Genomic DNA, 22964 nt, shown 5'->3' with positions numbered 1-22964 from the left:
GACGCTAAACGCCTGTGGAGGCGACGTAAGACCTCGAACAATCGAGGCGGATGCCGATGAATCAGGCAAGAGGATCACTGAGATCCTCCGAACGGCTTACAGGAGGACTGAATCGGCGACGCGGCGGCCGCGGCGGGCACCACGCCCCGGGCCCTGCGGTTCTACGAGCAGCGCGGGCTGCTGAGTCCGCCCCCGCGCACCACGACCGGGCAGCGCGAGTACGGGCCGCGTGAGGTGGCCCGGGTGCGTGTCATCCGCGAGCTACTGTCGCTGGGGCTGACCGTCGAGGACGTCCGTAGTTGCGCCGATCGCCTTGACCTGCTGGACGGCGACACGCTCCCGCCACGCGGCCCCGGCTGCTCCATGGCCAGCGGCGTGGTGGAGCGCAGGCTCGCCGCCCTCGACGCGGAGATCGCCCGCCTGTCCCGACTGCGCGAACAACTCTCCGCACGGGCCCGGGTGGAAGAGGACACGAAGACCGCATGAGCGATCAGGGGCCTGGCGCGACCGGGTGCGCCTGCTCGACTTCGGGCCTGGTACGCCTCTCGGCTGGCCTCGATGTGCGCGATGTGCTCGATGGCCCTGATCGAGGGGCGCCACGATCAGCAACGTCCACTTGTTGCAACCGTCTGCCCGATGACCCGGCCCGGACACGCCTCCGCTAAAGAGGAGATCCATCGCTATAGTGGAGAGATGGGTGACGGCGACTTTCTGTCCAGCGGACTGTCCATGACCGAGCTGGGGGCAAGGGTCCGGGCGGAGCGGCGGGCTCGCGGGATGGCGGTCGAGCGGCTCGCCGAGGTGAGTGGGGTGAGCCGGAGCATGGTGTCCGAGGTGGAGCGCGGCACCAAGACGCCGAGCGTGCTGGTGCTCGACCGGCTGGCGACCGCGCTCGGCACCTCGATCGCCCGGTTGCTGGACGAACCCGTCCGGCCCGAGGTGACGATCCTGCCGCGCGACCGGCAGCTCGTCGTGCGCGACCCCTCCGGATGGGAGCGGCGCGTCCTTTCTCCTGTCCTTCCCGGGGTGGAGTTCGAGTTCATGCGCACCACCCTGGAGCCCGGCGTCGATGCCGGGGAGTTCGCGCCACATCCCCCGGGATCACACGAGTACGTGGCGGTGGAGTCAGGGCGTCTACGCCTGACCGTCGGCGGTGTGCCTCACCTGCTGGCGGCCGGGGACAGCGCCTATTTCCCCGGCGACCGGTGGCATGCCTTCGCCAACGACGCGGACGGCGTGTGCGCGTACTACCTGGCCATGGCGCTGGGCCGGGCCGCCGAGGCCCATCATCGGCCGAAAGCACGAGAAGCATGACCGGAGGACGCGATGGACGAACTGTGGCGAGCGAGCCGATCGGCCGCGGATCTGGCGACCGGCCACCTGGCCGCCTTGCCCGGTGGACCGGTGTGGCGGCCGGTGCCCGACGCCGACCGCTCATGGCTCGCCCGGCAACCGCTGCCGGAGGCGGGCCGCCCCTTGGAGACGCTGCTCGACGACGTGCGTGATCGGGTGCTGCCCTACCCGATGGGCAACGGGCATCCCCGGTTCTTCGGCTGGGTCAACTCCCCGCCCTCGCCCGCCGGTGTGCTGGTCGCCCCGTTGGCCGCGGCCTTGAATCCGAGCTGCGCCGGTGGCGAGCACGCGGGCGTGCTGCTGGAGCGCACCGCCGTACGGTGGCTGGCCGAGCTGGTGGGCTTCCCGCACCAGCCGGGCGCCGGGCTGCTGACCAGCGGCGCTTCCCTGGCCACCATCGTCGCGCTGGCCACGGCCCGGCAGTGGGCGACCGGACGGAACGGCTGTGACGTGCGCGAGGCGGGCCTGTACGCGTCCCGTCCTTTGACGATCTATCTGTCGAGCGAGGGGCACAGCTGCCTGCGCAAGGCGGCCGAGCTCCTGGGCCTGGGCAGCCGGTACCTGCGCGTGGTCCCGGTCGACGACGCCTTCCGCATGGACACCGTCGCGCTGCGCCGCCTGATCACGGCAGACACGCGGGCCGGGTTGCGGCCGTTCTTCGTCGCGGCCAGCGCCGGCACGGTCAACACGGGCGCCGTCGATCCGCTGGAGGACATCGCCGAGGTCGCGCGCGAGCACGGCCTGTGGTTCCACGTCGACGGCGCCTACGGCGCGCTCGGCATCCTCGCTGACGAGCCCGACCCCGGCTATGCGGGGCTGGCGCGGGCCGACTCCCTCGCGCTGGACCCGCACAAGTGGCTCGGCGTCCCCGTCGACTGCGGGTGCGTCCTGTTTCGCGATCGGTCCGGCCCACGCGACGCCTTCAGCCTCGTACCGCCCTACCTGCGTGACGACGGCGCCGACGAACTGGGCTGGTTCTCCGAGTACGGCCCCGAGCAGACCCGTCCCTTCCGCGCGCTGCGCGTGTGGGCCACGATCTCGCACCTCGGGCGTGAGGGAATCGTCCGGCTGGTGCGACGCACCACGGGCCTCGCGCGCACGCTCGCGGCCATGGTCGACGCCGCCGGCGACTTCGACCTGCTCACCCCGCCGGTCACCTCGGTCGTCGCCTTCCGCTACCGATCGCCGGCCCCGGACGAGGCCGACGTGCTGAACCAGCGAATACCATCAGCGGTACAGCGCCGCGGGCGCGCCTTCCTCACCGGCACTCAGCTCTCCGGCGCAGCGGCGCTGCGCGCCTGCGTCCTTCATCCGGACACCACCGAAGCCGACCTCGCCATCCTGCTGGACGAGATCCGTACCGCCGCGAAACAGATCACCGGTTGACCGGCCCACACAGCCGGACGACCGTGGACCAGGAAGGAGAAGGGCAGATGCGCCACGCCTACGCAGGCGCCGCCGTCCACGTGGACGCACCCCCGGAGCAGGTGTTCGCTCTGGTCACGGACTGGCCGCGGCACGACGAGTGGATGTTCCTGACCACGGCGAGAGCCACCGGCAAGGACACGGTGGAGGCCTTCACCGGCATCGGACGGCTCGGCTTCCTGGACACGATGACGATCACCAGATGGAACCCTCCCACCGAAGTCCGCATGCTCCACACGGGCGCGCTGATCCGAGGCACCGGCGTCATCCGCATCCGGCCGGACGGCGACGGCAGCCGGGTCATCTGGGCCGAGGAACTCGAGCTGCCGTTCGGCCCGGCGGGAAGGGCGTTGTGGCCGCTGGCCCGCCCGGTGGTCAACGCACTGGCCAGACGCTCACTCCGCACACTGGCAGCGCTCTTGTCCTAGACAGCCGAACCTGGGCCACGGAAACGTGAACCCCGTACCGTGGGCGTGATGGTCGCTCCTCACCTCGCCGCTCCCGGCGGCAAGCCGTACGAACCGCCCCGGTTCACCGGGTTCCTGGTCTTCGCGCTGCTGGGCATCGCGGCCGGGGCCGAGACCGCAGGCGGCGCGCTGCGGCCGGCCTGGCTGTCGTGGGCGGGCCTGGCGGTGTCCAGCCTGCTGTACGGGTTCGTCGTGGTCATGTCGTTCCGGGGGCGTCCGCGGCCGGCCTGGATCGCGCTGGCCGCGCTGGCGGCCGTGGTCACCGCGCTGGCGTGGCGCTTCGGCGGAGGCTGGCACTACCTGTTCCCCCTGGTCGGTGTGGCGTGCGGGGTGGCGCTGTACGGCAGGGCGGTGCGCTGGGCCCTGGCCGCGCTGACGGCGGTGACGGCGGCCACGGTGTGGGCCGCCGGGGGGCGGATCGACCTGATCCTGGCGTTCTCCTGGGGGACGTTCAGCACCGGCGTGGTCGTCGCCGTCATCCTGCACCTGCACGCGGTGATCGGGGAACTGCGCGAGACCCGGCAGCGGCTGGCCGAGGCGGCGGTGGCGCAGGAGCGGCTGCGTTTCGCCCGCGACCTGCACGATCTGCTGGGGCACACCCTGTCGGTGATCGTGGTCAAGGCCGAGGCGGCGCGGCGGCTGGCGCGCCGCGACCCCGGCCAGGCCGAGCGGCAGGCGGCCGACATCGAGACGGTGGGCCGTCAGGCGCTCGGCGAGGTGCGCGAGGCGGTCACCGGCTACCGCCGGGGCGGCCTGGCCGACGAACTGGACCGGGCGGCAGACGCGCTGCGGGCGGCCGGCGTCGAGGTCGTGCTGCGCCGGACGGGGCCGCCGCCGGGGGCGCACGCGGAGTCGCTGCTGGGCTGGGTCGTACGGGAGGGCGTGACCAACGTCATCCGGCACAGCGGCGCGACCCGGGCCGAGATCCACGTGACCGGCACCTCGGTCACCATCCGCGACGACGGCCGGGCAGGCCCCGCCGAGCCCGGGACGACGGGTGTGGGCTCGGCCGGCAGCGGGCTGCGCGGCCTGGCCGAGCGGCTGGCCGAGTCGGGCGGCCTTGTCGAGGCGGGCCCGCTCGCGGAGGGCGGCTTCCGGCTGTCCGCCAGGCTCCCCGGATCCGCCCCGAGCCCCTGACCAGGGCTCCTGCCTCGCATATCAGCACCAGGCAGGCCAGCGCCACCGCAGAGTGCCCCAAAACCCCCAGCAACAACATTTACCTCTCCAAAAGCCTACGGACCACTCAGATCAGTACTGTCGGAACATGGTCGGCCCGCATCACACCGTCCGCGGAGGGCGTGTCAAGGGGCCCGTCTTCGGGGGGATTCGCCATGTCCTATGAGACACGGCCGCAGCCGCAGCAGGTCACCGGCTGGGTGGGCTGGGTGTGGTTCGCGGGCATCATGATGGTCCTGTCGGGCCTGTTCAACATCATCACGGGCGCGTACGCCGTCGTCTTCGGCGACGTCTACGTCCAGACGGCCAGGCGGCTGATGGTCTTCAACCTCACCGGATGGGGCTGGCTGCACCTCGCGTTCGGCGTGCTGCTCGTCATCGCGGGCGTGGCCGTCACCATAGGCCAGCCCTGGGCGCGCATCGTGGCGGTCGTCATCGTGATGCTCAACGCGCTCAGCCAGCTCATGTGGATCGCGATCAACCCGTGGTGGTCACTGACCGTCATCGCGGTGGACGTACTCGTCCTGTACGCGCTCATCGTGCACGGGGGAGAGACCAGGAAGGCGCGGCTCTCCTGAGCTCGCGCCGGCGGCGGCGCGCAGCCGGTCGGACAGGGCGCGCCTGCCGGACCGGCCCGGGCCGCCCGCGTCCTCGCGGCCCTGCTCCCACCGCCGCTCAGGACTGCCAGTCGGTGACCCCGCCCGGCACGGGCGCGCCCGGATCGTACGGCGTGCGGGTGAAGATGAACGTGTTGAGGTCGAGATGGCCGGGCGCCAGCCGCAGCGTCTCACCCGCGTAGTAGCCGTCGAGCCCCACCCAGGTGCCGTCCTGGCGCGCCACGAACCGCGAGGCCCGCCCGCCGCCGCCCGCCGGCTCCAGCGACAGGCCCCGCTCCGGCAGCAACCGCAGAACGTACGGCGCCGGCCCCCAGTGCCACACCCCCGTCATGGCCAGCAGATCGGGGTCGGCCGCCACGGGCCGCCACTCGACCGGCAGCCGCGGCTCGTACTCGTCGAGGATGCCCAGCAGGTCGGTCAGCAGGGTACGGCTCACCCCGGAGGTCGTGTTGGCCATGAACAGCACGCCCACCCGGTCGGCGGGATCGGCCCACACCGAGGCCAGGAACCCGGGCATCGACCCGCCGTGCCCGGCCAGCCGCCGCCCGGCGTGCCGCATCAGCTGCAGCCCCAGCCCGAACCCGGCCGTCCAGGCGTCGCCGTCGTCGACCGTCGCGGGCTCACGCATCTCGGCCACCGTCTCAGGCGACAGCACACCACCGGTGTCACCCGCGACGAACGCCGCCCACCGGGCCAGATCACCCGCGGTGGACCACAGCTGCCCGGCGGGCGCCATCGCCGCGGCGTCATGCTCGGGCTCGGGCAGCAGCACGTCGGCGTACGGATGGACGGCGAAACCGGTGGCGTGCGGCGGGCGCGGCCGCGCGGTGGTGGCGTCCATGCCGAGCGGCTCCAGGACCTCCGCCCGCACCGCCCGCAGCCACGGCACGCCGCGCAGCCGGGCGACCAGCTCGCCGAGCAACGCGAACCCGACATTGCTGTAGTGGAAACGGCGGCCCGGCCGATGCTTGACGTCACCCGGCCCGAGCCGCGACAGCAGGTCGTCGACCGCGACCCCGGCAGTGCGTTCCCACCAGACCGTGGGCGGCTCGGCGGTCAGCCCGCCGGTGTGCGACAGCAACTGCGCGATCGTCAGCTCACCGGCCGGCACGTCCGGCAGATGCTTGCCCACGGGGTCGAGCAGGTCGAGCAGACCCTCGTCGCGCATCCGCATCACGACCGCGGCCACCAGCGGCTTGGTGATCGACCCCAGCCGGTACTGGGTGCCCGGCGTGGGCGCGGCGCCACCGACCCGCCCGCGCGAGCCGAACCACGCCGTGCGGCCGTCGCGCACGACCGCCGCGACGATCGACGGCACCCGGCATTCGGCCTGCTCGACGGCCAGCCTGCGCAGCAGCGCCCGCGCCGTCGCCTCTTCCACCTGACCCGACCGCGCCACATCCTGACTCATGGCGGCCAAGCCTAACCTCAGAATCTGGATCAGGTCCGGCCACTGCCTGGCGCAGCCGTTCGGCGATCAGGCCGGCGCGCGGCACGGCCTCTCACGGGTCTTCGGGGGACGGACGCCGTCAACGGGCCGCGCGACGCCGTCGACAGGGAGATGTGGCGTCCTCAGCGGGACGGCGCGGCGTCGAAGGCGTCGAGGATGACGCCGGTGGCGTCCAGCGCGCGGGTGGTGGCGCCCAGCCGGGGCACCTGCCTCGCGCCGGGCCAGGTGTGGCCGCCGTCGCGCACGGTGTAGAGCCGCACCGTCACACCACCCCGGCACGACGTCCAGCCGCGCAGCCGTACCCCTCGGGCGGCAGTGGTGTCGGCGCGGCCGGTGCAACCGAGCGCGCGCGCCCAGCCGCCGGCCGCCTGCTCGACGGGCGGCAACGTGACCAGCGCGCCCAGCTTGCGCAGCTTCTCGGAGGCGACCTGCAGGGGAGCGCCGCCCTGGTAGGGGACGACCCGGTCGGCGACCCCGTGGAAGGCGATGATCGTCGTCGGCCGAGGATCGTCGCAGGGCCGCACGATGTTGACCCCGGCGACCAGCCCGACCCCGGCCAGCCGGCCGTTCAAGGCGCACACCAGCCCGGCCGACATGCCCGCGCCCAGCGACATGCCGGCCGCGAACTGACGGCGCGGGTCGACGCACAGGCCCTGGCCGAGCCGGTCGAGCAGCGCACCCAGGAAACCGGTGTCGTCGGGACCGCCGGTGTGCGGCAGCGTCCAGCCGAACCTGCCCTCGGCCGACTGCGGGGTCGCCACGATGTAGCCGCGCCGCGCCCCCACATCGGGCAGCCGGCTGTAGACGGCCTGCTCGGCCGCGTTGGAACCCATGCCGTGCAGGTTGAGCAGCACCGGGTGCGGGCCCGGCCCGGCGGGCAGCGACAACAGGAACCGGCGCTGCAGCCCGCCGAAGGACATCAGATGCTCACCGCGCGCCAAGGCCGGACCGTCCGCACACCCCGCCGACGCGGCCCCCGGACTCACCGTCGCAGCCGGCGCAGCGGAGGAGGCGGCGGGGGAGGGGCCAGCAGGGGAGGACGGCGCGCCGCCGCATCGGGCGGCCAGGGCCGCCACGAGCACCACGCCGATCACGAGTCTGACCATCACGCCTCCCGGTTCCCGCCAGGCCGCTCCTCATGGCCCGCGGAACGTCCTGCCTGGCAGTGTCCTGGAGGCCGGGCCCGCGCGCATCACCTTGTGACACGAAACGTTCCCATGGCACCGCCGGGTCGCCACGACGAGGAGCGGCCCTGCGCCGCCGCGCGGGGACCCCGCCGCCGCCCCGGCGGTCCGTCGCGCCCTGGCCTTCCCGCTGACGGGCGGCCAGGGCGCACCCGGTCAGCCCTTACGAATCCAGAAAGCCTCGATGCGATCGTTCATGAACGAGCCGACCCAGCCTTGGAGAACGCATCCGCAAGGGGCCTGCAGCGACCAGGTCTGCTCATCGCCGCTCCAATCCACGGTCGACGGCCAGTTGAAGCCCGTGACGACGTTGCAGTTGCTGTAGGAGTTGAAGCCGGAGATGTTGTTCGCCCAGTCGTCCTTGACGATGATGCGATAGCCGGCCGAGTCGCAGTAGCCGTAGTCGCCCAGGACGCGGGTCAGCTTGGGCGGCTGGTTGTTGGCGTTCCAGAACCACTCCATGAGCAGCACCGACGACGCCGCGCCCGCCTCCCGCTGGGCCGTGGCGTAATCGTCGGCGCAACTCGAGGAACGGACCGGGGACGGCTGCCCCGGGGGGGCCTTGCCGAGGACGATCACGCAGTGCTGAGCGGGTGAGGCCACCACCCCGGGCGAAGAGGCCGACTGGGCCGGCGCGGCCAGGGCGGACAGGAGGAGAACCGCGGCGGCGAGCATCGACAGGAGCTGACGAGTTCTGATCATGCTGACTCCGTTCCGTTCCCAGGGGTGTGGAGCCGCGGCCTTACGGCGGCACCTGTTCCCCTCGAAAGACGACGAACAGCCTGTTGACTGCCAGAGCTGACTATCCGTACGGAGCGATGAGGCCGCAATCGACCGCCGGCCGCTTGTCGCGAAACTTGGGCTTCTCGTCTGGTTTCCCGCCTCCCGTACGGCGAGCGCGCAAGGCCGACGTCATGCCCTCACTGACCGTGCCCGGCTGAGAGGCCGGCCCACTCCGCCGCCAGCAGCGACCAGACCTCCGTGTCGTGCCGGACCCCCAGATACAGGTAATCCTCGCGCAGCACCCCGTCCAGCCGCATGCCGAGCCGCTGCGCGACGTTGCGGCTGGCGAGGTTGTCCGGCCGGGTACGCCACTCGACCCGGTGGATGCCGCGCACGCGCACCGCCCAGTCGACGAGACACCCCGCCGCCCGGGTGATCAGCCCCCGCCCCTGCCCGGCCGGCTCCAGCCAGACGCCGATCTCGCACAGGCCCGCGGCGGTGTCGAAGCTGACGAACATGGTCCCGCCCACGAGCGTGCCGTCCAGCCAGATGCCGTACAGCCGGCCGGCGTCGCGGGCGGCGAGGTCCGCGTAACGCTGCAGCGAGGCGCGGGCCGAGTCCAGGTCGGTGCTGCGGCTCGCCCACGGGACCCACGGGTCCACCGCGTCACGCGCCCGGTCCAGGTGGGCGAGGAACTCCCCGGCCTGCCACGGTTCCAACGGGCGCAACTCGGCGCCGTCCCCCAACAAGATCGCGAACATCCGCGTACCGTACCAGCGTGACCACGCCCACGGTCACCGCATTGCCCCCCTTCATGCCAGTGCGACCGGTTCACCCGAGCCGGCCGGCCCGTCGACGTCGCCACCACGTGCTCAGACGATCGGGGGACGACCACCACGAGTCAGCCGCAGCACGGTGCGCCACGACATCGGCCGGCGCGACCCGTGCCCGCCCTTCATCCCCTCCCGCAGGCCGGCGAACCAGACGGCGAGGTTGGCGGGCGATCGGAACCGGGCGACGCTGAGCAGCGTCCAGTTCGCCAGATACAGGGGGATCAAAGGAGCGGGCAGGCGGCGGTAGGCGAGCCAGACGCGGTTGCGGGCGATGAGCCGGTAGAAGTCGGCGTGCCTGGCCGGATCGGTGGCGGGGTGGTGGATGACGACGTCGGGTGCGTACCAGCCGCTGCGCCCGAGGTCCCACAGTCGCCAAGCCAGATCGACGCCCTCGTGGAAGAGGAAGAAGTGACCCGGCCAGCCTCCGGCCCGCTCATAGTCGGCACGGCGGACGAGGACCACGCCTTCGGCCATGACGGTGATCGTGCCGGGCCGGGCGGCGTCGCCCGCGCGTAGCCGCGGAACCCACCGGCGCAGGGTCACGCCCGTGGCGGGGTCGGCGATCCGGGGCTGAACGTAGGCCGCTTCGGGGTGGCGGCGAGCCTCGGCGACGAGCCGGGCCAGCGTGTCCTGGGCAGGGAGGACGGCGTCGTTGTCGAAGAAGAAGACGAACTCGCCTCCGTCCTCACCGGCCAACGCGTCCGCGCCCACGTTGCGGCCCTGCGGGATGCCTTCGTTGATCGGCAGGGTCACCGTGCGCACGCCGGCCGGCACCTGGTCGGGCTCGACCCCGTTACCGACGACGACCACACGCAGATCGACGTCCCGCTGGGTCAGCAGGGAGGCCATGGCCCGCGGGAACGCGTCGGGCCGATCGTTCATGGTGAGGACCACCACGTCGATGGTGGTCTTCGGGTTGGGCATCATGTCTCCCGGACGTGTGACGCTCGGCGAAGGGCAGCCCTGCCGTCTGCTGGAGGACGAGCGACCCGGTCGTGTCACACGTTGCCCTCAAGGCCTCAACCTGGCCCACCCTAGCGTCGTACCAGCTCGACGGCCCGCGACCACGTCCGGCGGCGACGGCCGGCCCCGGCGGCTACCCGTCGCGGGCCGAGCTAGTGCGGCGGGAGACGGTAGACCGACACGTGGGACCGTGACTCCGCGGTGAAGTCGGCTCCGGCCCAGTCAGCGTGCCTGGCCTCCAGCTCCAACCCGGCCAGCTGAGCCATGAGGTCCAGCTCGGCCGGCCAGATGTAGCGGTGAGGGCTGCGGAACAACTCGGCCTGCCTGCTCTCGTCGAACCTGAAGTGGTGGGAGACGACGTGCTGGCGCAGAACGTCGTAGGTGTCCAGGCCGATGTAGCCGGGCTCGCACTGGAAGACCGTGGCCTCCCGCCCCGGAGGAAGCCTGCGCAACTCGGGCACCCACAGCTCGATCACGAACCGGCCGCCCGGCGTGAGATGACGGGCGGCGTTGCGGAAGCACGCCACCTGCTCGGCCTGGGTGAGAAGGTTGGAGATCGTGTTGAAGACGAGATAGACGAGCGTGAACTCGCCCGGGGCGACCGCGGTCGTCATGTCGCCGACGATGACCGGGATCGTGGCTTCGTCCACCTTCGTCCGCAACTGGTCGATCATCGGAGGCGACAACTCGATGCCGGCGACGCGAACCCCTCTCTCGGCGAGCGGCACAGCCACACGACCGGTCCCGATCGCGAACTCCAGCGCCCGCCCATCGCCCGCGAGTTCGGCCAGACGATCCACGGTCGGCCCCAAGACCTCGGGCGCGAACATGCCGGCGCCTGGCGTGTCATAGCGCCGGGCGGTCTCGACGTCCCAGATGTCCTCCTGCTGCATGCCGCCCACCATGACCCGGAATGGCCGGCGTTGTCCAACCCGCCGCTGGGCCGAGCGCCCACCAGGCGATCATGACCCCACGCCCGTCGCGCGAGCCTTCAGCCCGGTCGCTTGATGCTCTCGATGATCCGGGCGAAGCCCTCCTTTCCGTGGCCGGCGTCGATCTGGCGCTGGATGAGGCCCTGGACCATGGCGACCACCTCGGTGCTGACGCCCTGGCCGGAACTGGCGGCCAGGAGGTCGCCGAGGTCGGAGAACTCAAGGCTCTGCTGTCCTTCGACGGTGTAGTCACCGCCGTCGATGACCGCGGCGTACTCCTGGAAGCCATCGGTCATGGCGGTCAGAAATGGTGCGGCCATGGCGGCGAACTCGCGCGCCGTCACGCCGGCCGGCGCGACCATGGCGGCGCCGTGCATGAACCCGGCGAACATCACGTACATGCCCGCGAGCAGGGCGAGGTCGTACAGGGACGCCAGCCCGGCGTCGTCACCGAAGTAGGTGCTGCTTCCCCACAGGTCGAGCAGCGGCCGGTACTGATCGAAGACTTCGGCCGATCCGCTGTAGAGGATCGACGCCCCAGGCCGGCCGATCATGTCCGGTACGGCCATGATCCCGCCGTCCAGATACGCGACCCCGGCCTGGGCGGCCCAGGCGGCCATCTCACGTGACTGAGCCGGCTGCGTCGTGGTCACGTTGATCAGGGTTCGGCCGGCCAGCTCGTCGATGAGCGGATCGAGCACCTCATGGACCGACGCGTGGTCCAGCAGGCATGCGATCACCAGCCGGCTGCCCCGGACCGCGTCACCGGCCGTGGCGGCCGGCCGTGCGCCCTGCGCGACCAGGTCGTCCGCCTTGCCTGGTGAGCGGTTCCAGACCGTTGTCGCGTATCCGGCCTGCACCAGGGCGCCCGCGAGAGCGCTCCCCATCGCTCCCAGCCCGAGAACGCTCACCCGCACGTCGTTGTTGCTCGTCATATTCGGTTCCCCCTTGGTTCATCGTCGCCTCGATCCTTTCGGCCGCCGGTAGAGTTGACCAGTACTCACTATTTAGTCAGGTACTCACTTGCAGGTAAGTACGTCTAGGAGCGGCCGGATGGCGACATCAGCACGACAGGGTCCCTACTTCTGCGGCGTCGACGCGGCGATGGACGTGGTCGCCGGCAAGTGGAAGTCGCTGATCCTCTGGGAGCTGGACAACCACGGGACCCGCCGGTTCGCCGAGCTCCGGCGCGGCCTGCCGGGCGTCAGCGAGAAGATGCTGATCCAGCATCTGCGGGAGATGGAGGCAGACGGGCTCGTGCATCGTGAGGTGTACCGCGAGGTGCCTCCGAAGGTCGAGTACTCCCTGACGGAGCACGGCGTCTCGCTCAACGCCGCCCTGGCCGTCCTGGGAACATGGGGCACCGAACGCATGCGAAGGATCGGGGCCGAAAAGGTCTCCGTGGTGGCCGGCGACCGTCCGGCCGATCACCAAGGAGGATCGACTCGCAGCGTGTGAACGGCCACTCCGCTTGCGTGGTCCCGGGTTAGCGCATGATCATTTAGAACCCCTCATAATCGCGGTTATGGGGGTATAGGGTGGTGATCTCCTCGGAACCCCCCGAAGGAGGCCACCCCATCCGAAAGCGAACACCATGGGCGAAAACCAGCAGCCGACCCCCGTCCGCCCTCATCAGATGCGCGTCTCACATGACGAGCGCGAAGCGGTGGTGGAGCGGCTGAACACGGCCGCCACCGAAGGGCGAATCGACTTCAGCGAACTGGAAGTGCGGCTGGAGCTGGCACTGAACGCCAAGACCTACGCCGAACTGGCGCCTCTCACCGCCGATCTGCCCCAGGAGGCTCCGGCGGAGCCGCTGGTCCTCAAAGGAGGCCTGAACGGCGCGACCCGGACGGGGCATTGGCGGGTACCTGCGCAGATCACCGTGTACGGCGGCCTGGGCAGCGTCAAGCTCGACTTCACCCAGACCGAATGCCGACTGCCCGAGATCGCCATAGAAGCGCACGGGCAGACGGGCGGTGTCACGATCATCATCCCCGACGGCTGGGTGGCCGAGACCTCAGAGATGAACGAGGGCCTTGGCGGGTTCAAGGACAAGACCACATCGGAGCGTCTCCCCGGGACGCCGCGGATCCGGCTCACCGGCAATGGCGGCACCTCCGGCGTCGTCATCCGCCACCCGAACAGCTGGGAACGCCGAGTACAGCGGCGCAATCAGCAGCGTTGAGCGACCACACCAGCCGGCACCCCATGCCCGACATCCACCAGCGACACGAACCTCGAAGCCGAGAACGGCAACGCCTTGCAGGAGGTCACTCGATGACGACCCCCGACGCGCAGCTCTACACCAACCCCGCCCTGCGGGAGACGCTCACCGAGATCTCCACCACGCGTTCCGCCGAGGATGCGCCGTGACCACCGAACTGGCGTCACCTCCGGGCAGCACCGTCACGTTCCCACCCGGTCTGCTCGGCTACGTACAGGACCTGACGAAGGCGTGGCTGCTGTCCTACGACTCACCGAACACCCGCGACGCCTACCGGCGCGAGATCGAGCGATGGTTCGGCTTCTGCGCCGAGACCGGCCTCGACCCGCTGCAGGCGCGCAAGTCCCACGGCAACGTCTACAAGCGGTGGCTGGAGCTGCGGGCCGGCAAACCGATCCCGCCCAAGACGATGAACCTGCGGATCTCGGCCGTGTCGTCCTGGTACGACTACCTCTTCGACGAGGACGCGATCGATGCCAACCGGTTCAAAGGCACCCGGCGGCCGAAGGTGAACCGCCAGCACTCCGAGACGGTGGGCCTCACCCGCGCCGAAGCCCGCGACCTGCTGCACGCGGCCGACCACGACCACGGCCGGGAACAACTCCGCACGGCGGCGCTCATCCGGCTGCTCATGCAGACCGGCGTCCGCGTCACCGAAGCCCTGGCCACCCAACTGTCCGACCTCGGGCACGAGCGCGGCCACCGCACCCTGCGGATCGTCGGCAAGGGCGACAAGCCGAAGACGCGGAAGGTCCCGCCGGCGGCGGCGCACGCGATCGACGAGTACCTGACCAACCGCGCCGAGCGCGCCGCGATCGCGGTGGACCAGCTGACCGGGCCGCTGTTCGTGTCCGCCTCCGGGCGGCGGCTCGACCGCAAGGACGTCTACGAGCTCGTGGAGCGCATCGGCCGCCAGGCCGGGATCGCCGGGCTGCACCCGCACCAGCTGCGGCACACGTTCGCGACCCTGGCCGAGGAGGCGGGCGTGAGCGTGAAGAAGATCCAGGAGGCGCTCGACCACGTCAACTCCTCGACCACCGACATCTACCTGACCACGGCCAGGCGGCTGGAGGACGACCCGTCCGACCTCGTCGCCGCGACGATCGAGTAGCGGCCCCCTCTATCCGGCCATCGGCCGACCACACGAACGCGCTCACAGGGACTCGGCCTTGCGCCATCACCCGGCGGCTCGGCGGTGCTGCTGCTCTACTCTTGCGACAAAGCAGGCGGGAGAGGGGTTTGCGTGAAGCCGGGCGCGGAAGGTTCACTCGTTTCATCCCTCGATGCGGTCCTCGAGCGCATCACCTACGCCAACGAGGAGACCGGCTACACGATCGCCCGGGTGGCGACCGACCGGTCCGGCGCCGACCTGCTGACCGTGGTCGGGCCCCTGCTCGGCGCCCAGGTGGGGGAGTCACTGAGACTGACCGGCCGCTGGACCTCCCACCCCCGCTACGGCAAGCAGTTCGAGGTGCGGTCCTACACCACCGTGCTGCCCGCCACCGTCCAGGGCATCCGCCGCTACCTGGGCTCCGGCCTCATCAAGGGCATCGGCCCGAAGATGGCCGAACGCATCGTCGACCACTTCGGCACCGACACCCTCGACGTCATCGAGCAGACCCCCGAACGCCTCGTCGAGGTACCCGGCCTCGGCCCCAAACGCACCAGGATGATCGCCGCCGCCTGGGAGGAACAGAAGATCATCAAAGAGGTGATGATCTTCCTGCAGGGCGTCGGCGTGTCCACCTCCATCGCCGTACGCATCTTCAAGGAGTACGGCGAGGCGTCCATCTCCGTCGTCAGAACCCAGCCCTACAAGCTGGCCGACGACGTGTGGGGGATCGGCTTCAAGACCGCCGACACCATCGCCCAGGCCGTCGGCATCCCGCACGACAGCCCCGAACGCGTCAAAGCAGGCCTGCGCTACACCCTGTCGCAGGCGGCCGACGACGGCCACTGCTACCTGCCCGCACCCAACCTCGTCGGCGACGCGGTCAAGATCCTCGACGTGCCCGCCGAACTCGTCAGCGGCTGCCTGGACGAACTCGTCGCCGAAGAGGGCGTGGTCCGCGAGGACGTCCCCGCGGGAGACAACCTCGTCCCGGCCGTCTACCTGCTGCCCTTCCACCGCGCCGAGCTGTCACTGGCCTCCGGGCTCCTGTCGCTGCTGCGCGGCGGCCACGACCGGCTCAAGGTGTTCGCCGACGTCGACTGGGAAAAGGCCGAGACCTGGCTGCACGGCCAGACCGGCGCCGAACTGGCCGCCGAGCAGCGCCAGGCCGTCCGGCTCGCGCTGACGGAGAAGGTCGCGGTGCTGACCGGCGGGCCCGGCTGCGGCAAGAGCTTCACCGTCCGCTCCATCGTCACCCTGGCTCGCGCCAAACGCGCCCGCGTCATCCTGGCCGCCCCCACCGGACGCGCCGCCAAACGCCTGGCCGAGCTCACCGGCCACGAGGCCACCACCGTTCATCGGCTGCTTCAGCTGCGGCCCGGCGGCGACGCCACCTTCGACCGCGACAACCCCCTCGACGCCGACCTGGTCGTCGTCGACGAGGCGTCCATGCTCGACCTGCTGCTGGCCAACAAGCTCGTCAAGGCCGTCGCGCCCGGAGCCCACCTGCTGTTCGTCGGCGACGTCGACCAGCTGCCCTCCGTCGGCGCCGGCGAGGTGCTGAAAGACCTGCTCGCCGCCGACGACATCCCCCGCGTACGGCTGACGCAGATCTTCCGCCAGGCCCAGGAGTCGGGCGTGGTGGTCAACGCCCACCGCGTCAACACCGGCCGCCACCCCGTACTGGAGGGCATGAAGGACTTCTTCCTGTTCCCCTGCGAGGAACCCGAGGAGATCGCCGCCCTGACCGTCGACGTGGTGGCCCGGCGCATCCCGCGCAAGTTCGGCCTCGACGCCCGCCGCGACATCCAGGTGCTGGCCCCCATGCACCGCGGCGCGGCCGGCGCCGGCGCCCTCAACACCGCCCTGCAGGAGTCGCTCACCCCCGCCCGCGAAGGCATGCCCGAACGCCGCTACGGCGGCCGGGTGTTCCGCGTCGGCGACAAGGTCACCCAGCTGCGCAACAACTACGACAAGGGCGCCGCCGGCGTCTTCAACGGCACCGTCGGCATCGTCGTCGACATCCGCCCCGACGAGCACAAGCTGACCATCCTGACCGACGAGGACGAACAGGTCGACTACGCCTTCGACGAGCTCGACGAGCTCGCCCACGCCTACGCGGTCTCCATCCACCGCTCCCAGGGCAGCGAATACCCCGCCGTGGTCATCCCCCTGGCCACCAGCGCCTGGATGATGCTGCAGCGCAACCTCCTCTACACCGCGATCACCCGGGCCAAGAGGCTCGTCGTCATCGTCGGCTCCCGCCGGGCACTGGCCCAGGCCGTCCGCACCAGGGGCGCCGGACGGCGCCACACCGGCCTCACCCACCGCCTCGGTCAGCGCTCCGCCCAGCGCTGACCGATCGGGCTTTCCCTTTCATTGACCGGCCGTTGACCTGCGGCTGACCGCGATAAGTGATCTAAATGTGACCGAACTCTCCCAAATGTTTCCGCGTCTTACATGCAGGAGCATTAGAGTTTTGGGGTGCACTTTGCGCGCAATGGAGGGACTTGACGTGAACATGACGCCTGGTTGGAGGAAGCCCGCGGCGGGCATAGCCCTGCTCACCGCGGTCACCCTGACCGCGGCATGCTCAAACGGCAACACCGCCACCAACGGCGACGGCGCACCCGGCGCCACCATCTCGGCGACACCACAAGCACCGACGATCAAAATCTCACCCGTCGAGGGCAGCTCCAACGTCAGCCCCGACAAGAAGATCGTCGTCGCCGCCGCCGGCGGCACCCTGGACGACGTCATCGTGGAAGGCGCGGACGAACAGGTCGAAGGCAAGTACAACGCCGACAAGACCCGGTGGGTCTCCAAGGGCCCCCTCAAGCCCTCCACCGACTACACCGTCACAGCCGCCTCCGGCGTCACCAGCGTCACCAGCGAATTCCGCACCCTCAAGCCCGCCATCGAACTCGCCGTCGCCGACGTCACACCCAACGCCAAGGGCGAGACCCTCGGCGTCGGCGCACCCATCATCGTCACCTTCAACCAGCCCATCTCCGACAAGGCCTCCGTCGAACGCGCCCTGGACGTCGACGCCGAAAAGCCCGTCAAGGGCGCCTGGCGCTGGATCAACGACACCGTCGTCATCTACCGCACCGCCACCTACTGGCCCGCCCACCAGAAGATCAAGTTCACCGCCAACCTCGAAGGCGTCAAGGCCGGCAAGGGCATGTACGGCGTCAAGGACTACGCCGCCACCCTCAAGATCGGCGCCAAGGTCATCAGCAAGGTCGACGCCAGGAAACACATGATGTACGTCTACCGCGACGGCAAACGCGTCCAGACCATGCGCATCAGCGCCGGCAAGGCCACCACCCGCGAATACACCACCACCTCCGGCGTCCACCTCACCATGGAACGCGCTAACCCCGTCCGCATGATCTCCCCAGGCCGCGAGAAAGACGACCCCGAATACTACGACGTGATGATCAACCACGCCGTACGCATCTCCAACTCCGGCGAATACGTCCACGCCAAGGACAACGTCTGGGCCCAAGGCGTCCGCAACGTCAGCCACGGCTGCATCAACTCCCGCCCCGACCAGGCCAAATGGTTCCACGACACCATGCAGCGCGGCGACATCGTCGACATCACCGGCACCAACCGCGAGCTCGAATGGAACAACGGCTGGGGATACTGGCAGATGTCCTTCACCCAGTGGAAGAAGGGCAGCGCCCTCAACGGCAACCGGTGACGACCGGCTCAGGCCAGGGCGCGGATCCCCACCTCAGGAGCGCAGCGCCCCAGCCAGGTGACCGCCCGGCCGCGCGGTCACCCGCGCGGCCCGACGTCATCACGTGCCGGACGGAGACAGACGACGCTGCAGGATCATCCCGGGCCACGCGCCGACCATGAACGGCTCGGCCCGGACGAAACCGCACCCCTCGTAGTAGGCCACCAGCCGGCCGTCATCACCGGCGTAACAGTCGACCCGCACCAGCCCCACCCCACGCCGCCCCGCCTCCTCCAGCGCCCAGCCGAGCAGCGCCCGCCCCACCCCCCGGCCGGAGAACCGCTGATCGATCACCAGCACCTGCACGTAAAGCTCGGGCTCCCGCGCCGGTGACACATAATCGTGCGCCGCCCCCACCACGACACACCCCGCCGGCTCGCCATCGACCTCCGCGATGCGCATCCCGCCACCCCCGGCCCAGCCCTCCACCCGCCCGACGCGCCGGGGATCACCGGTGAACGGATCGGCGCCCCACTGCCCGGTACGCCCACGCGCCACCAGGAACGCCACGGCACTGTCGAACATGCCCAGCACCGCCGCCACATCCTCAACCCCACCCTCACGAATCTTCATCCGGCCAGCCTAGAACCCGCCACTCACACCGGGCCAGGGGAGTGGCCGGACCTCAGCCCCGCACGGCCCGCCCCAGCGCCGTATCGTCATCCGGCGCGAACGGCCTGACCAGCCTCACCGGCCCCTGCGACATGAACCGCGGCCGGCTCCCCAGATGCTCATCAGCCGCGTGCACCGTGAACGGATGCACCAGGAACACATCACCCGGCCGCCCCGCCGCATAAGCCACAGGCCGATCCACGCTCACCCGATCGACCATCGGACCGGCCACGAACGGATCCAGGACCTCCCCATCCCGCTCCGCCAGCAACGCCCCCACGTCCCGCTGCGAACCCACCCGGATCCGGGTCGGCGCGTCATCGGCCCCCACCTCCGACAACAACACCAGCAGCAACATCGTCGACGGCCGCCCGCTCACCGCCCACGCGCCGTCCGCCCCCTCGGCGTTGGAGTCGACATGCCAACCGCGATCGCCGGCCGCCGGCACCTTCGGGAAACGGACCGGGATGTTCCCCAGGGAACCTGTGGGCAGCCACCCGCCCCGCCCCGCCACCAGATCCAGCGCCGCACCCAGCCGCGGACTCCGCACGATCTCACCGAACGGCCCGGCACCCGTCAGATCGGACGCCCACACCACCGGCTGCGTCCACCCCGCCGGATCATCGGGGGACAGGCCGATCTGCCGCCACAACACCGCCCGCGCCTCATCGGCCACCTCACGCGGCACCACCGACTCCACCTTGACGAAACCGTCGGCGACGAACCGCTCCACATCCATGATCCGCATACGCCGCACGCTAACAACGGCGTCAACCGAATTTCAGACCAGCGACAGCTGCGGGAACCGCGGCACCCGCTCCACCTGCTCGGGCGCCCCCGACCGCATCCCGTACATCTCACACAACTGCCCGATCTGCCCCGTGATGCGCCGCTCGTACTCGGGGGAGGGGAGCCCAGCCGCGTCGTAGAGCTCCTCATAACGCTCCACCAGACGCGGATGCGCACCGGCCAGCCACGACATGTACCACTGCCGCGTGCCCGCAGGCAGCCGCAACACCACCGGCTCCACCGCCGCCGCCCCCGCCGCCGCGATCCGCCGCACCGTCGCCGACAACTGATCGGCCGCGTCGCTCAGCAACGGCAGCACCGGCGCCATCAGCACCCGGCACGCCACCCCCGCCTCCACCAACGCCGACACCAACTCCAAACGCGCCTGCCCGCCCACCGCACCCGGCTCCACCGCCCGCCGGATCCGCTCGTCGACGAACGCGATCGACACCGCCACCTGCGCCCCCGTACGCGCCAGCAACCCGGCATCACGCAACACCAACGGGCTCTTGGTGTAGACGGTGAACGCCACCCCCGCCCCCGCCAGCGCCTCCACCAGACCCGGCATCAACCGGTAGGTCCGCTCGGCCTCCTGGTAACAGTCACCCGTCACACCCACCGCGATCGGCTCACCACCCCAGCGCCCCAGCTCGGCACGCAACCGCGCCACCGCGTTGGGCTTGACCACGACGCGGGTGTCGAAATCACGCCCGGAATCCAGACCCAGCCGCCGGTGACCCGCGCGGGCACCGCAGCCGCGGCAGGCATGGGCGCAACCCCGGTAGGGCGAGACCGCCCACCGCTGGGCGATGCCCGCGGTCCGCGGCACCCGCTCGATCATCGTGCGGGCCTGCGTCTCGTAGAACCCACCACGCAGAACCGCACGCCGCTCGATCACCGGACGGTCGTCGTCGGCGTGCACCAGCGGAAGCGCGTCCCAACCCACACCCCACAGTGGAACACGCTTTCGACTCGCTTTTCAACCGCTTCACACATTCGCCCCACCGCGCCCACGACAGGAAGACGAACAACCACCACGACTAAACTGGTACGAGCGTCCCACTCTCCGAAGGAGACCCCCCATGGCCTGGCTCCTCCTCGCCCTCGCCATCGCCTCAGAGATCATCGCCACCACCGCCCTCAAACTCAGCGACGGCTTCACCCACCACGCCTGGACCGCAGCCGCCGCCACCGGCTACATCATCTCCTTCGCCCTCCTCGCCCAAGCCCTCAAACTCCAACTCGACATGGGCACCGCCTACGCCATCTGGTCAGGAGCCGGCACCGCCGCCATCGCCCTCATCGGCGCCCTCCTCCTCGGCGAAACCCTGACCCCCTTCAAGATCGGCGGTATCCTCCTCATCATCATCGGCGTCGTCGTCCTCAACCTCGCAGGTGGCCATTGACCTCCCACACCCCACCACCCCAAGAACGCGGACGCAGACGACGCGCCATCCTCCTCACCGCCGCCGTCGAACTCCTCACCGAAGCCGGCTTCGCCGCCGTCACCCACCGCGCCGTCGCCCACCGCGCCCACCTGCCCCTCGCCGCCACCACCTACTACTTCACCTCCCGCGACCAACTCCTCGCCGAAGCCTTCGCCCAACTCATCCAGACCGAGCTCACCACCCTCCACGCCTGGATCACCGACCACGGCCTCACCGCCCTCGCCGACCAGATCGCCACCGCCGACCGCCACCGCCAACTCGGCCTCTGGGAGCTCTACGTCCACGCCGGCCGCGACCCCGTCCTCCAGCAGATCGCCCGCCGCTGGACCGACGGCTGCGTCCACCTCATCGCCGAAACCCTCGCCCAACCCCCCGACCACCCACGCGTCCGCCTCCTCTACACCACCGTCTCCACCCTCTGGCTCGAACAACTCGTCGAACAACGCCCCCTCCACGAAACCCGCACACTCCTCACCATCGCCGTCGAAAACGCCTCGCCCCCCACCTGACCGTTCTCTACACTGCCCACGTGCTCCGACCCCGCTACCCGATCACCACCGACCGCCTGCTCCTACGCCCCTTCACCCCAGCCGACCTCCACGACCTGCACGCCTACGAATCCCGCCCCGACGTCGCCCGCTACCTCTACTGGGAACCCCGCGACCTCGACACCGTCCGCACCTACCTCGACAAGAAGATCACCCGCACCGCCCTGCACCACGAAGGCGACGCCCTCGACCTCGCCATCACCCTGCGCGACACCGGCCGGCTCATCGGCAACTGCATCCTCATCTGGACCAGCGCCCACCACCGCCAAGGCGAGATCGGCTACGTCCTGCACCCCGACCACCACGGACACGGCTACGCCACCGAAGTCGGCACACCCCTGCTCCGCCTCGGCTTCCAGGACCTCCACCTGCACCGCATCGTCGGCCGCCTCGACGGACGCAACACCGCCTCCGCCCGCGTCCTGGAAAAACTCGGCATGCGCCGCGAAGCCCACCTCATCCACAACGAACGCGTCAAAGGCGAATGGGCCGACGAGGTCATCTACGCCATGCTCGAAAGCGAATGGACCCCATGACCATCCTCCACCTCGCCCTCCACACCGACTGGGACCACGCCCGATCAGCCGGCGACTACCGCGTCTCCACCCTCGGCCGCACCCTCGACCAGGAGGGCTTCATCCACTGCAGCCACGACCTCACCCAACTCCACGAGGTCCACGACACCTTCTACGCCCACGTCACCGAACCCCTGCTCATCCTCGACATCGACCCCACCGGGCTCGACATCCGCGACGAAGGCGGCTTCCCCCACCTGTACGGGCCACTCCCGCTCCACGCCGTCACCACCACGCGCCCCTACCGGCCCCGCTGAACCCGCCACCCCGAAACAGCCCGCACAAACCCCCGCCGACCACCACAATGACCACCATGAACCCCCGAACCGCCGCACAACGCTTCGCCGACACCTGGCAACACGGATGGACCCACCACGACGTCGACAGCATCCTCACCCTGTACGCCGACGACGCCGTCCACACCTCAATGCCGTTCCGCCCGCCACACCGGGGGAGAGGGGCCATCGCCGACTACATCCGCTGGTCGTTCACCAACGAAACAGACCCCAGGATCATCTTCGCCACACCCATCGTCGACGGAGACCAGGCGGCCATCGAATTCCACGCCCACACCATCGACAACGGCGCACCCGTCACCCTCGCCGGCTGCGTCTTCGCCCGCTTCAACCCCGACGGCCTCGCCGTACAGACCCGTGACTACTGGCACACCACCGACGGCCACCACTGACCGGGACGCGAACCAGGGGAGTGGCCCCCACCAGCACGACGCATCGCCTCACCGGCGACGCGGCCCCCGACGGCCGACCTCGTCAGCGAACCGCG

26 protein-coding genes are annotated in these 22964 nt (G+C 70.4%); 16 read left to right on the top strand and 10 right to left on the bottom strand.

The features are described 5' to 3' along the window. Positions 1–111 precede the first annotated feature (111 nt). The 6 genes from AB0I38_RS36975 (at position 112) to AB0I38_RS36950 (ending at position 4999) form a co-directional block, all read left to right on the top strand. Positions 112–486, top strand: a complete 375-nt coding sequence (locus AB0I38_RS36975) for a MerR family transcriptional regulator (RefSeq protein WP_358493010.1) — start codon at positions 112–114, stop codon at positions 484–486. 207 nt (positions 487–693) lie between these two features. Beyond that, the gene (locus tag AB0I38_RS36970; RefSeq protein ID WP_358492995.1) at positions 694–1314 is read left to right on the top strand and encodes a helix-turn-helix domain-containing protein; all 621 of its coding nucleotides are present in this window, start codon (positions 694–696) and stop codon (positions 1312–1314) included. A gap of 12 nt (positions 1315–1326) precedes the next feature. Next, a complete protein-coding gene (locus AB0I38_RS36965; RefSeq protein WP_358492991.1) occupies positions 1327–2739 on the top strand; it encodes a pyridoxal phosphate-dependent decarboxylase family protein in 1413 nt (470 codons plus the stop codon). Positions 2740–2786: 47 nt separating this feature from the next. Continuing rightward, positions 2787–3206, top strand: coding sequence for an SRPBCC family protein (locus AB0I38_RS36960; RefSeq protein ID WP_358492989.1), 420 nt, complete (start codon positions 2787–2789; stop codon positions 3204–3206). A 48-nt stretch (positions 3207–3254) separates the two neighbouring features. Further along, on the top strand, positions 3255–4382 hold the full coding sequence (locus AB0I38_RS36955; RefSeq protein WP_358492984.1) for a sensor histidine kinase: 1128 nt from the start codon (positions 3255–3257) through the stop codon (positions 4380–4382). Positions 4383–4576: 194 nt separating this feature from the next. Further along, positions 4577–4999, top strand: coding sequence for a DUF7144 family membrane protein (locus AB0I38_RS36950; protein ID WP_358492981.1), 423 nt, complete (start codon positions 4577–4579; stop codon positions 4997–4999). 97 nt (positions 5000–5096) lie between these two features. On the opposite strand, the gene AB0I38_RS36945 is transcribed toward AB0I38_RS36950, so the two are convergent. From AB0I38_RS36945 to AB0I38_RS36915, 7 genes are all read right to left on the bottom strand, one after another. Then, a complete protein-coding gene (locus AB0I38_RS36945) occupies positions 5097–6449 on the bottom strand; it encodes a serine hydrolase domain-containing protein (protein ID WP_358492978.1) in 1353 nt (450 codons plus the stop codon). A 161-nt stretch (positions 6450–6610) separates the two neighbouring features. Next, positions 6611–7594: an alpha/beta hydrolase family esterase gene (locus tag AB0I38_RS36940; protein WP_358492974.1), complete on the bottom strand. Its 984-nt coding sequence runs from the start codon at positions 7592–7594 to the stop codon at positions 6611–6613. Positions 7595–7828: 234 nt separating this feature from the next. Then, positions 7829–8374 carry a hypothetical protein gene (locus AB0I38_RS36935; RefSeq protein ID WP_358492969.1) on the bottom strand — a complete coding sequence of 182 codons (546 nt, stop codon included), beginning with the start codon at positions 8372–8374 and terminating at the stop codon, positions 7829–7831. Positions 8375–8592: 218 nt separating this feature from the next. Then, positions 8593–9156, bottom strand: coding sequence for a GNAT family N-acetyltransferase (locus tag AB0I38_RS36930; RefSeq protein WP_358492964.1), 564 nt, complete (start codon positions 9154–9156; stop codon positions 8593–8595). Between the two features lie 111 nt (positions 9157–9267). Then, positions 9268–10155 (bottom strand): glycosyltransferase family 2 protein, encoded by an 888-nt coding sequence (locus tag AB0I38_RS36925; protein WP_358492959.1) that lies wholly within the window; start codon positions 10153–10155, stop codon positions 9268–9270. A 188-nt stretch (positions 10156–10343) separates the two neighbouring features. After that, positions 10344–11084: a class I SAM-dependent methyltransferase gene (locus AB0I38_RS36920; protein ID WP_358492954.1), complete on the bottom strand. Its 741-nt coding sequence runs from the start codon at positions 11082–11084 to the stop codon at positions 10344–10346. A gap of 98 nt (positions 11085–11182) precedes the next feature. Next, positions 11183–12058 (bottom strand): NAD(P)-dependent oxidoreductase, encoded by an 876-nt coding sequence (locus AB0I38_RS36915; protein WP_358492949.1) that lies wholly within the window; start codon positions 12056–12058, stop codon positions 11183–11185. Positions 12059–12176: 118 nt separating this feature from the next. Between AB0I38_RS36915 and AB0I38_RS36910 the strand changes: the two genes are divergently transcribed. The 5 genes from AB0I38_RS36910 to AB0I38_RS36890 all read left to right on the top strand — a co-directional run bounded on the left by AB0I38_RS36910 (position 12177) and on the right by AB0I38_RS36890 (position 18170). Further along, entirely contained in the window at positions 12177–12581 is a 405-nt protein-coding gene (locus AB0I38_RS36910; protein ID WP_358492944.1) for a winged helix-turn-helix transcriptional regulator, read from the top strand. A gap of 136 nt (positions 12582–12717) precedes the next feature. Next, complete coding sequence (locus AB0I38_RS36905; protein ID WP_358492941.1) at positions 12718–13311, top strand: DUF1707 SHOCT-like domain-containing protein; 594 nt, start codon at positions 12718–12720, stop codon at positions 13309–13311. Positions 13312–13495: 184 nt separating this feature from the next. After that, the gene (locus AB0I38_RS36900; RefSeq protein WP_358492938.1) at positions 13496–14461 is read left to right on the top strand and encodes a tyrosine-type recombinase/integrase; all 966 of its coding nucleotides are present in this window, start codon (positions 13496–13498) and stop codon (positions 14459–14461) included. A gap of 132 nt (positions 14462–14593) precedes the next feature. Beyond that, complete coding sequence (gene recD2 / locus AB0I38_RS36895; RefSeq protein ID WP_358492932.1) at positions 14594–16819, top strand: SF1B family DNA helicase RecD2; 2226 nt, start codon at positions 14594–14596, stop codon at positions 16817–16819. Positions 16820–16961: 142 nt separating this feature from the next. Beyond that, positions 16962–18170, top strand: coding sequence for a L,D-transpeptidase (locus AB0I38_RS36890; RefSeq protein WP_358492927.1), 1209 nt, complete (start codon positions 16962–16964; stop codon positions 18168–18170). 99 nt (positions 18171–18269) lie between these two features. Here the strand turns inward: AB0I38_RS36890 and AB0I38_RS36885 are convergent, their stop codons facing one another. The 3 genes from AB0I38_RS36885 to AB0I38_RS36875 are packed head-to-tail and all read right to left on the bottom strand — an operon-like array spanning position 18270 to position 20556. Beyond that, positions 18270–18782, bottom strand: a complete 513-nt coding sequence (locus AB0I38_RS36885; RefSeq protein ID WP_358492924.1) for a GNAT family N-acetyltransferase — start codon at positions 18780–18782, stop codon at positions 18270–18272. Positions 18783–18834: 52 nt separating this feature from the next. Further along, entirely contained in the window at positions 18835–19569 is a 735-nt protein-coding gene (locus AB0I38_RS36880) for a phytanoyl-CoA dioxygenase (protein ID WP_358492921.1), read from the bottom strand. A 33-nt stretch (positions 19570–19602) separates the two neighbouring features. Next, positions 19603–20556 (bottom strand): radical SAM protein, encoded by a 954-nt coding sequence (locus AB0I38_RS36875; RefSeq protein WP_358492918.1) that lies wholly within the window; start codon positions 20554–20556, stop codon positions 19603–19605. A 136-nt stretch (positions 20557–20692) separates the two neighbouring features. Between AB0I38_RS36875 and AB0I38_RS36870 the strand changes: the two genes are divergently transcribed. From AB0I38_RS36870 to AB0I38_RS36850, 5 genes are read left to right on the top strand one after another with little or no spacing between them, the layout of a single operon-like run. Beyond that, positions 20693–21016: a DMT family transporter gene (locus AB0I38_RS36870; protein ID WP_358492913.1), complete on the top strand. Its 324-nt coding sequence runs from the start codon at positions 20693–20695 to the stop codon at positions 21014–21016. Continuing rightward, complete coding sequence (locus AB0I38_RS36865) at positions 21013–21567, top strand: TetR/AcrR family transcriptional regulator (RefSeq protein ID WP_358492909.1); 555 nt, start codon at positions 21013–21015, stop codon at positions 21565–21567. The genes AB0I38_RS36870 and AB0I38_RS36865 overlap by 4 nt, the downstream gene beginning before the upstream one ends. Before the next feature lie 20 nt (positions 21568–21587). Next, on the top strand, positions 21588–22142 hold the full coding sequence (locus AB0I38_RS36860; RefSeq protein ID WP_358492903.1) for a GNAT family N-acetyltransferase: 555 nt from the start codon (positions 21588–21590) through the stop codon (positions 22140–22142). Next, a complete protein-coding gene (locus tag AB0I38_RS36855) occupies positions 22139–22438 on the top strand; it encodes a DUF952 domain-containing protein (RefSeq protein WP_358492898.1) in 300 nt (99 codons plus the stop codon). Before AB0I38_RS36860 ends, AB0I38_RS36855 begins: the two co-directional genes overlap by 4 nt. 56 nt (positions 22439–22494) lie before the next feature. After that, positions 22495–22869 carry a nuclear transport factor 2 family protein gene (locus tag AB0I38_RS36850; protein WP_358492893.1) on the top strand — a complete coding sequence of 125 codons (375 nt, stop codon included), beginning with the start codon at positions 22495–22497 and terminating at the stop codon, positions 22867–22869. The last annotated feature ends 95 nt before the right edge of the window (positions 22870–22964 follow it).

Source organism: Nonomuraea cavernae (assembly GCF_040655715.1).
Classification (GTDB): Bacteria; Actinomycetota; Actinomycetes; order Streptosporangiales; family Streptosporangiaceae; genus Nonomuraea; species Nonomuraea cavernae_A.
Note: the sequence above shows the minus strand (reverse complement) of the source record. Positions and strands in the feature narration are given on the sequence as shown.

Excerpts from the sequence above, each read along its gene's own strand:
- AB0I38_RS36970 (WP_358492995.1), top strand. The coding sequence starts at position 694 with ATGGGTGACGGCGACTTTCTGTCCAGCGGACTGTCCATGACCGAGCTG.
- AB0I38_RS36965 (WP_358492991.1), top strand. The coding sequence starts at position 1,327 with ATGGACGAACTGTGGCGAGCGAGCCGATCGGCCGCGGATCTGGCGACC.
- AB0I38_RS36960 (WP_358492989.1), top strand. The coding sequence starts at position 2,787 with ATGCGCCACGCCTACGCAGGCGCCGCCGTCCACGTGGACGCACCCCCG.
- AB0I38_RS36955 (WP_358492984.1), top strand. The coding sequence starts at position 3,255 with ATGGTCGCTCCTCACCTCGCCGCTCCCGGCGGCAAGCCGTACGAACCG.
- AB0I38_RS36950 (WP_358492981.1), top strand. The coding sequence starts at position 4,577 with ATGTCCTATGAGACACGGCCGCAGCCGCAGCAGGTCACCGGCTGGGTG.
- AB0I38_RS36945 (WP_358492978.1), bottom strand. The coding sequence starts at position 6,449 with ATGAGTCAGGATGTGGCGCGGTCGGGTCAGGTGGAAGAGGCGACGGCG.
- AB0I38_RS36940 (WP_358492974.1), bottom strand. The coding sequence starts at position 7,594 with ATGGTCAGACTCGTGATCGGCGTGGTGCTCGTGGCGGCCCTGGCCGCC.
- AB0I38_RS36935 (WP_358492969.1), bottom strand. The coding sequence starts at position 8,374 with ATGATCAGAACTCGTCAGCTCCTGTCGATGCTCGCCGCCGCGGTTCTC.
- AB0I38_RS36930 (WP_358492964.1), bottom strand. The coding sequence starts at position 9,156 with ATGTTCGCGATCTTGTTGGGGGACGGCGCCGAGTTGCGCCCGTTGGAA.
- AB0I38_RS36925 (WP_358492959.1), bottom strand. The coding sequence starts at position 10,155 with ATGATGCCCAACCCGAAGACCACCATCGACGTGGTGGTCCTCACCATG.
- AB0I38_RS36920 (WP_358492954.1), bottom strand. The coding sequence starts at position 11,084 with ATGCAGCAGGAGGACATCTGGGACGTCGAGACCGCCCGGCGCTATGAC.
- AB0I38_RS36915 (WP_358492949.1), bottom strand. The coding sequence starts at position 12,058 with ATGACGAGCAACAACGACGTGCGGGTGAGCGTTCTCGGGCTGGGAGCG.
- AB0I38_RS36910 (WP_358492944.1), top strand. The coding sequence starts at position 12,177 with ATGGCGACATCAGCACGACAGGGTCCCTACTTCTGCGGCGTCGACGCG.
- AB0I38_RS36905 (WP_358492941.1), top strand. The coding sequence starts at position 12,718 with ATGGGCGAAAACCAGCAGCCGACCCCCGTCCGCCCTCATCAGATGCGC.
- AB0I38_RS36890 (WP_358492927.1), top strand. The coding sequence starts at position 16,962 with ATGGAGGGACTTGACGTGAACATGACGCCTGGTTGGAGGAAGCCCGCG.
- AB0I38_RS36885 (WP_358492924.1), bottom strand. The coding sequence starts at position 18,782 with ATGAAGATTCGTGAGGGTGGGGTTGAGGATGTGGCGGCGGTGCTGGGC.
- AB0I38_RS36880 (WP_358492921.1), bottom strand. The coding sequence starts at position 19,569 with ATGCGGATCATGGATGTGGAGCGGTTCGTCGCCGACGGTTTCGTCAAG.
- AB0I38_RS36870 (WP_358492913.1), top strand. The coding sequence starts at position 20,693 with ATGGCCTGGCTCCTCCTCGCCCTCGCCATCGCCTCAGAGATCATCGCC.
- AB0I38_RS36855 (WP_358492898.1), top strand. The coding sequence starts at position 22,139 with ATGACCATCCTCCACCTCGCCCTCCACACCGACTGGGACCACGCCCGA.
- AB0I38_RS36850 (WP_358492893.1), top strand. The coding sequence starts at position 22,495 with ATGAACCCCCGAACCGCCGCACAACGCTTCGCCGACACCTGGCAACAC.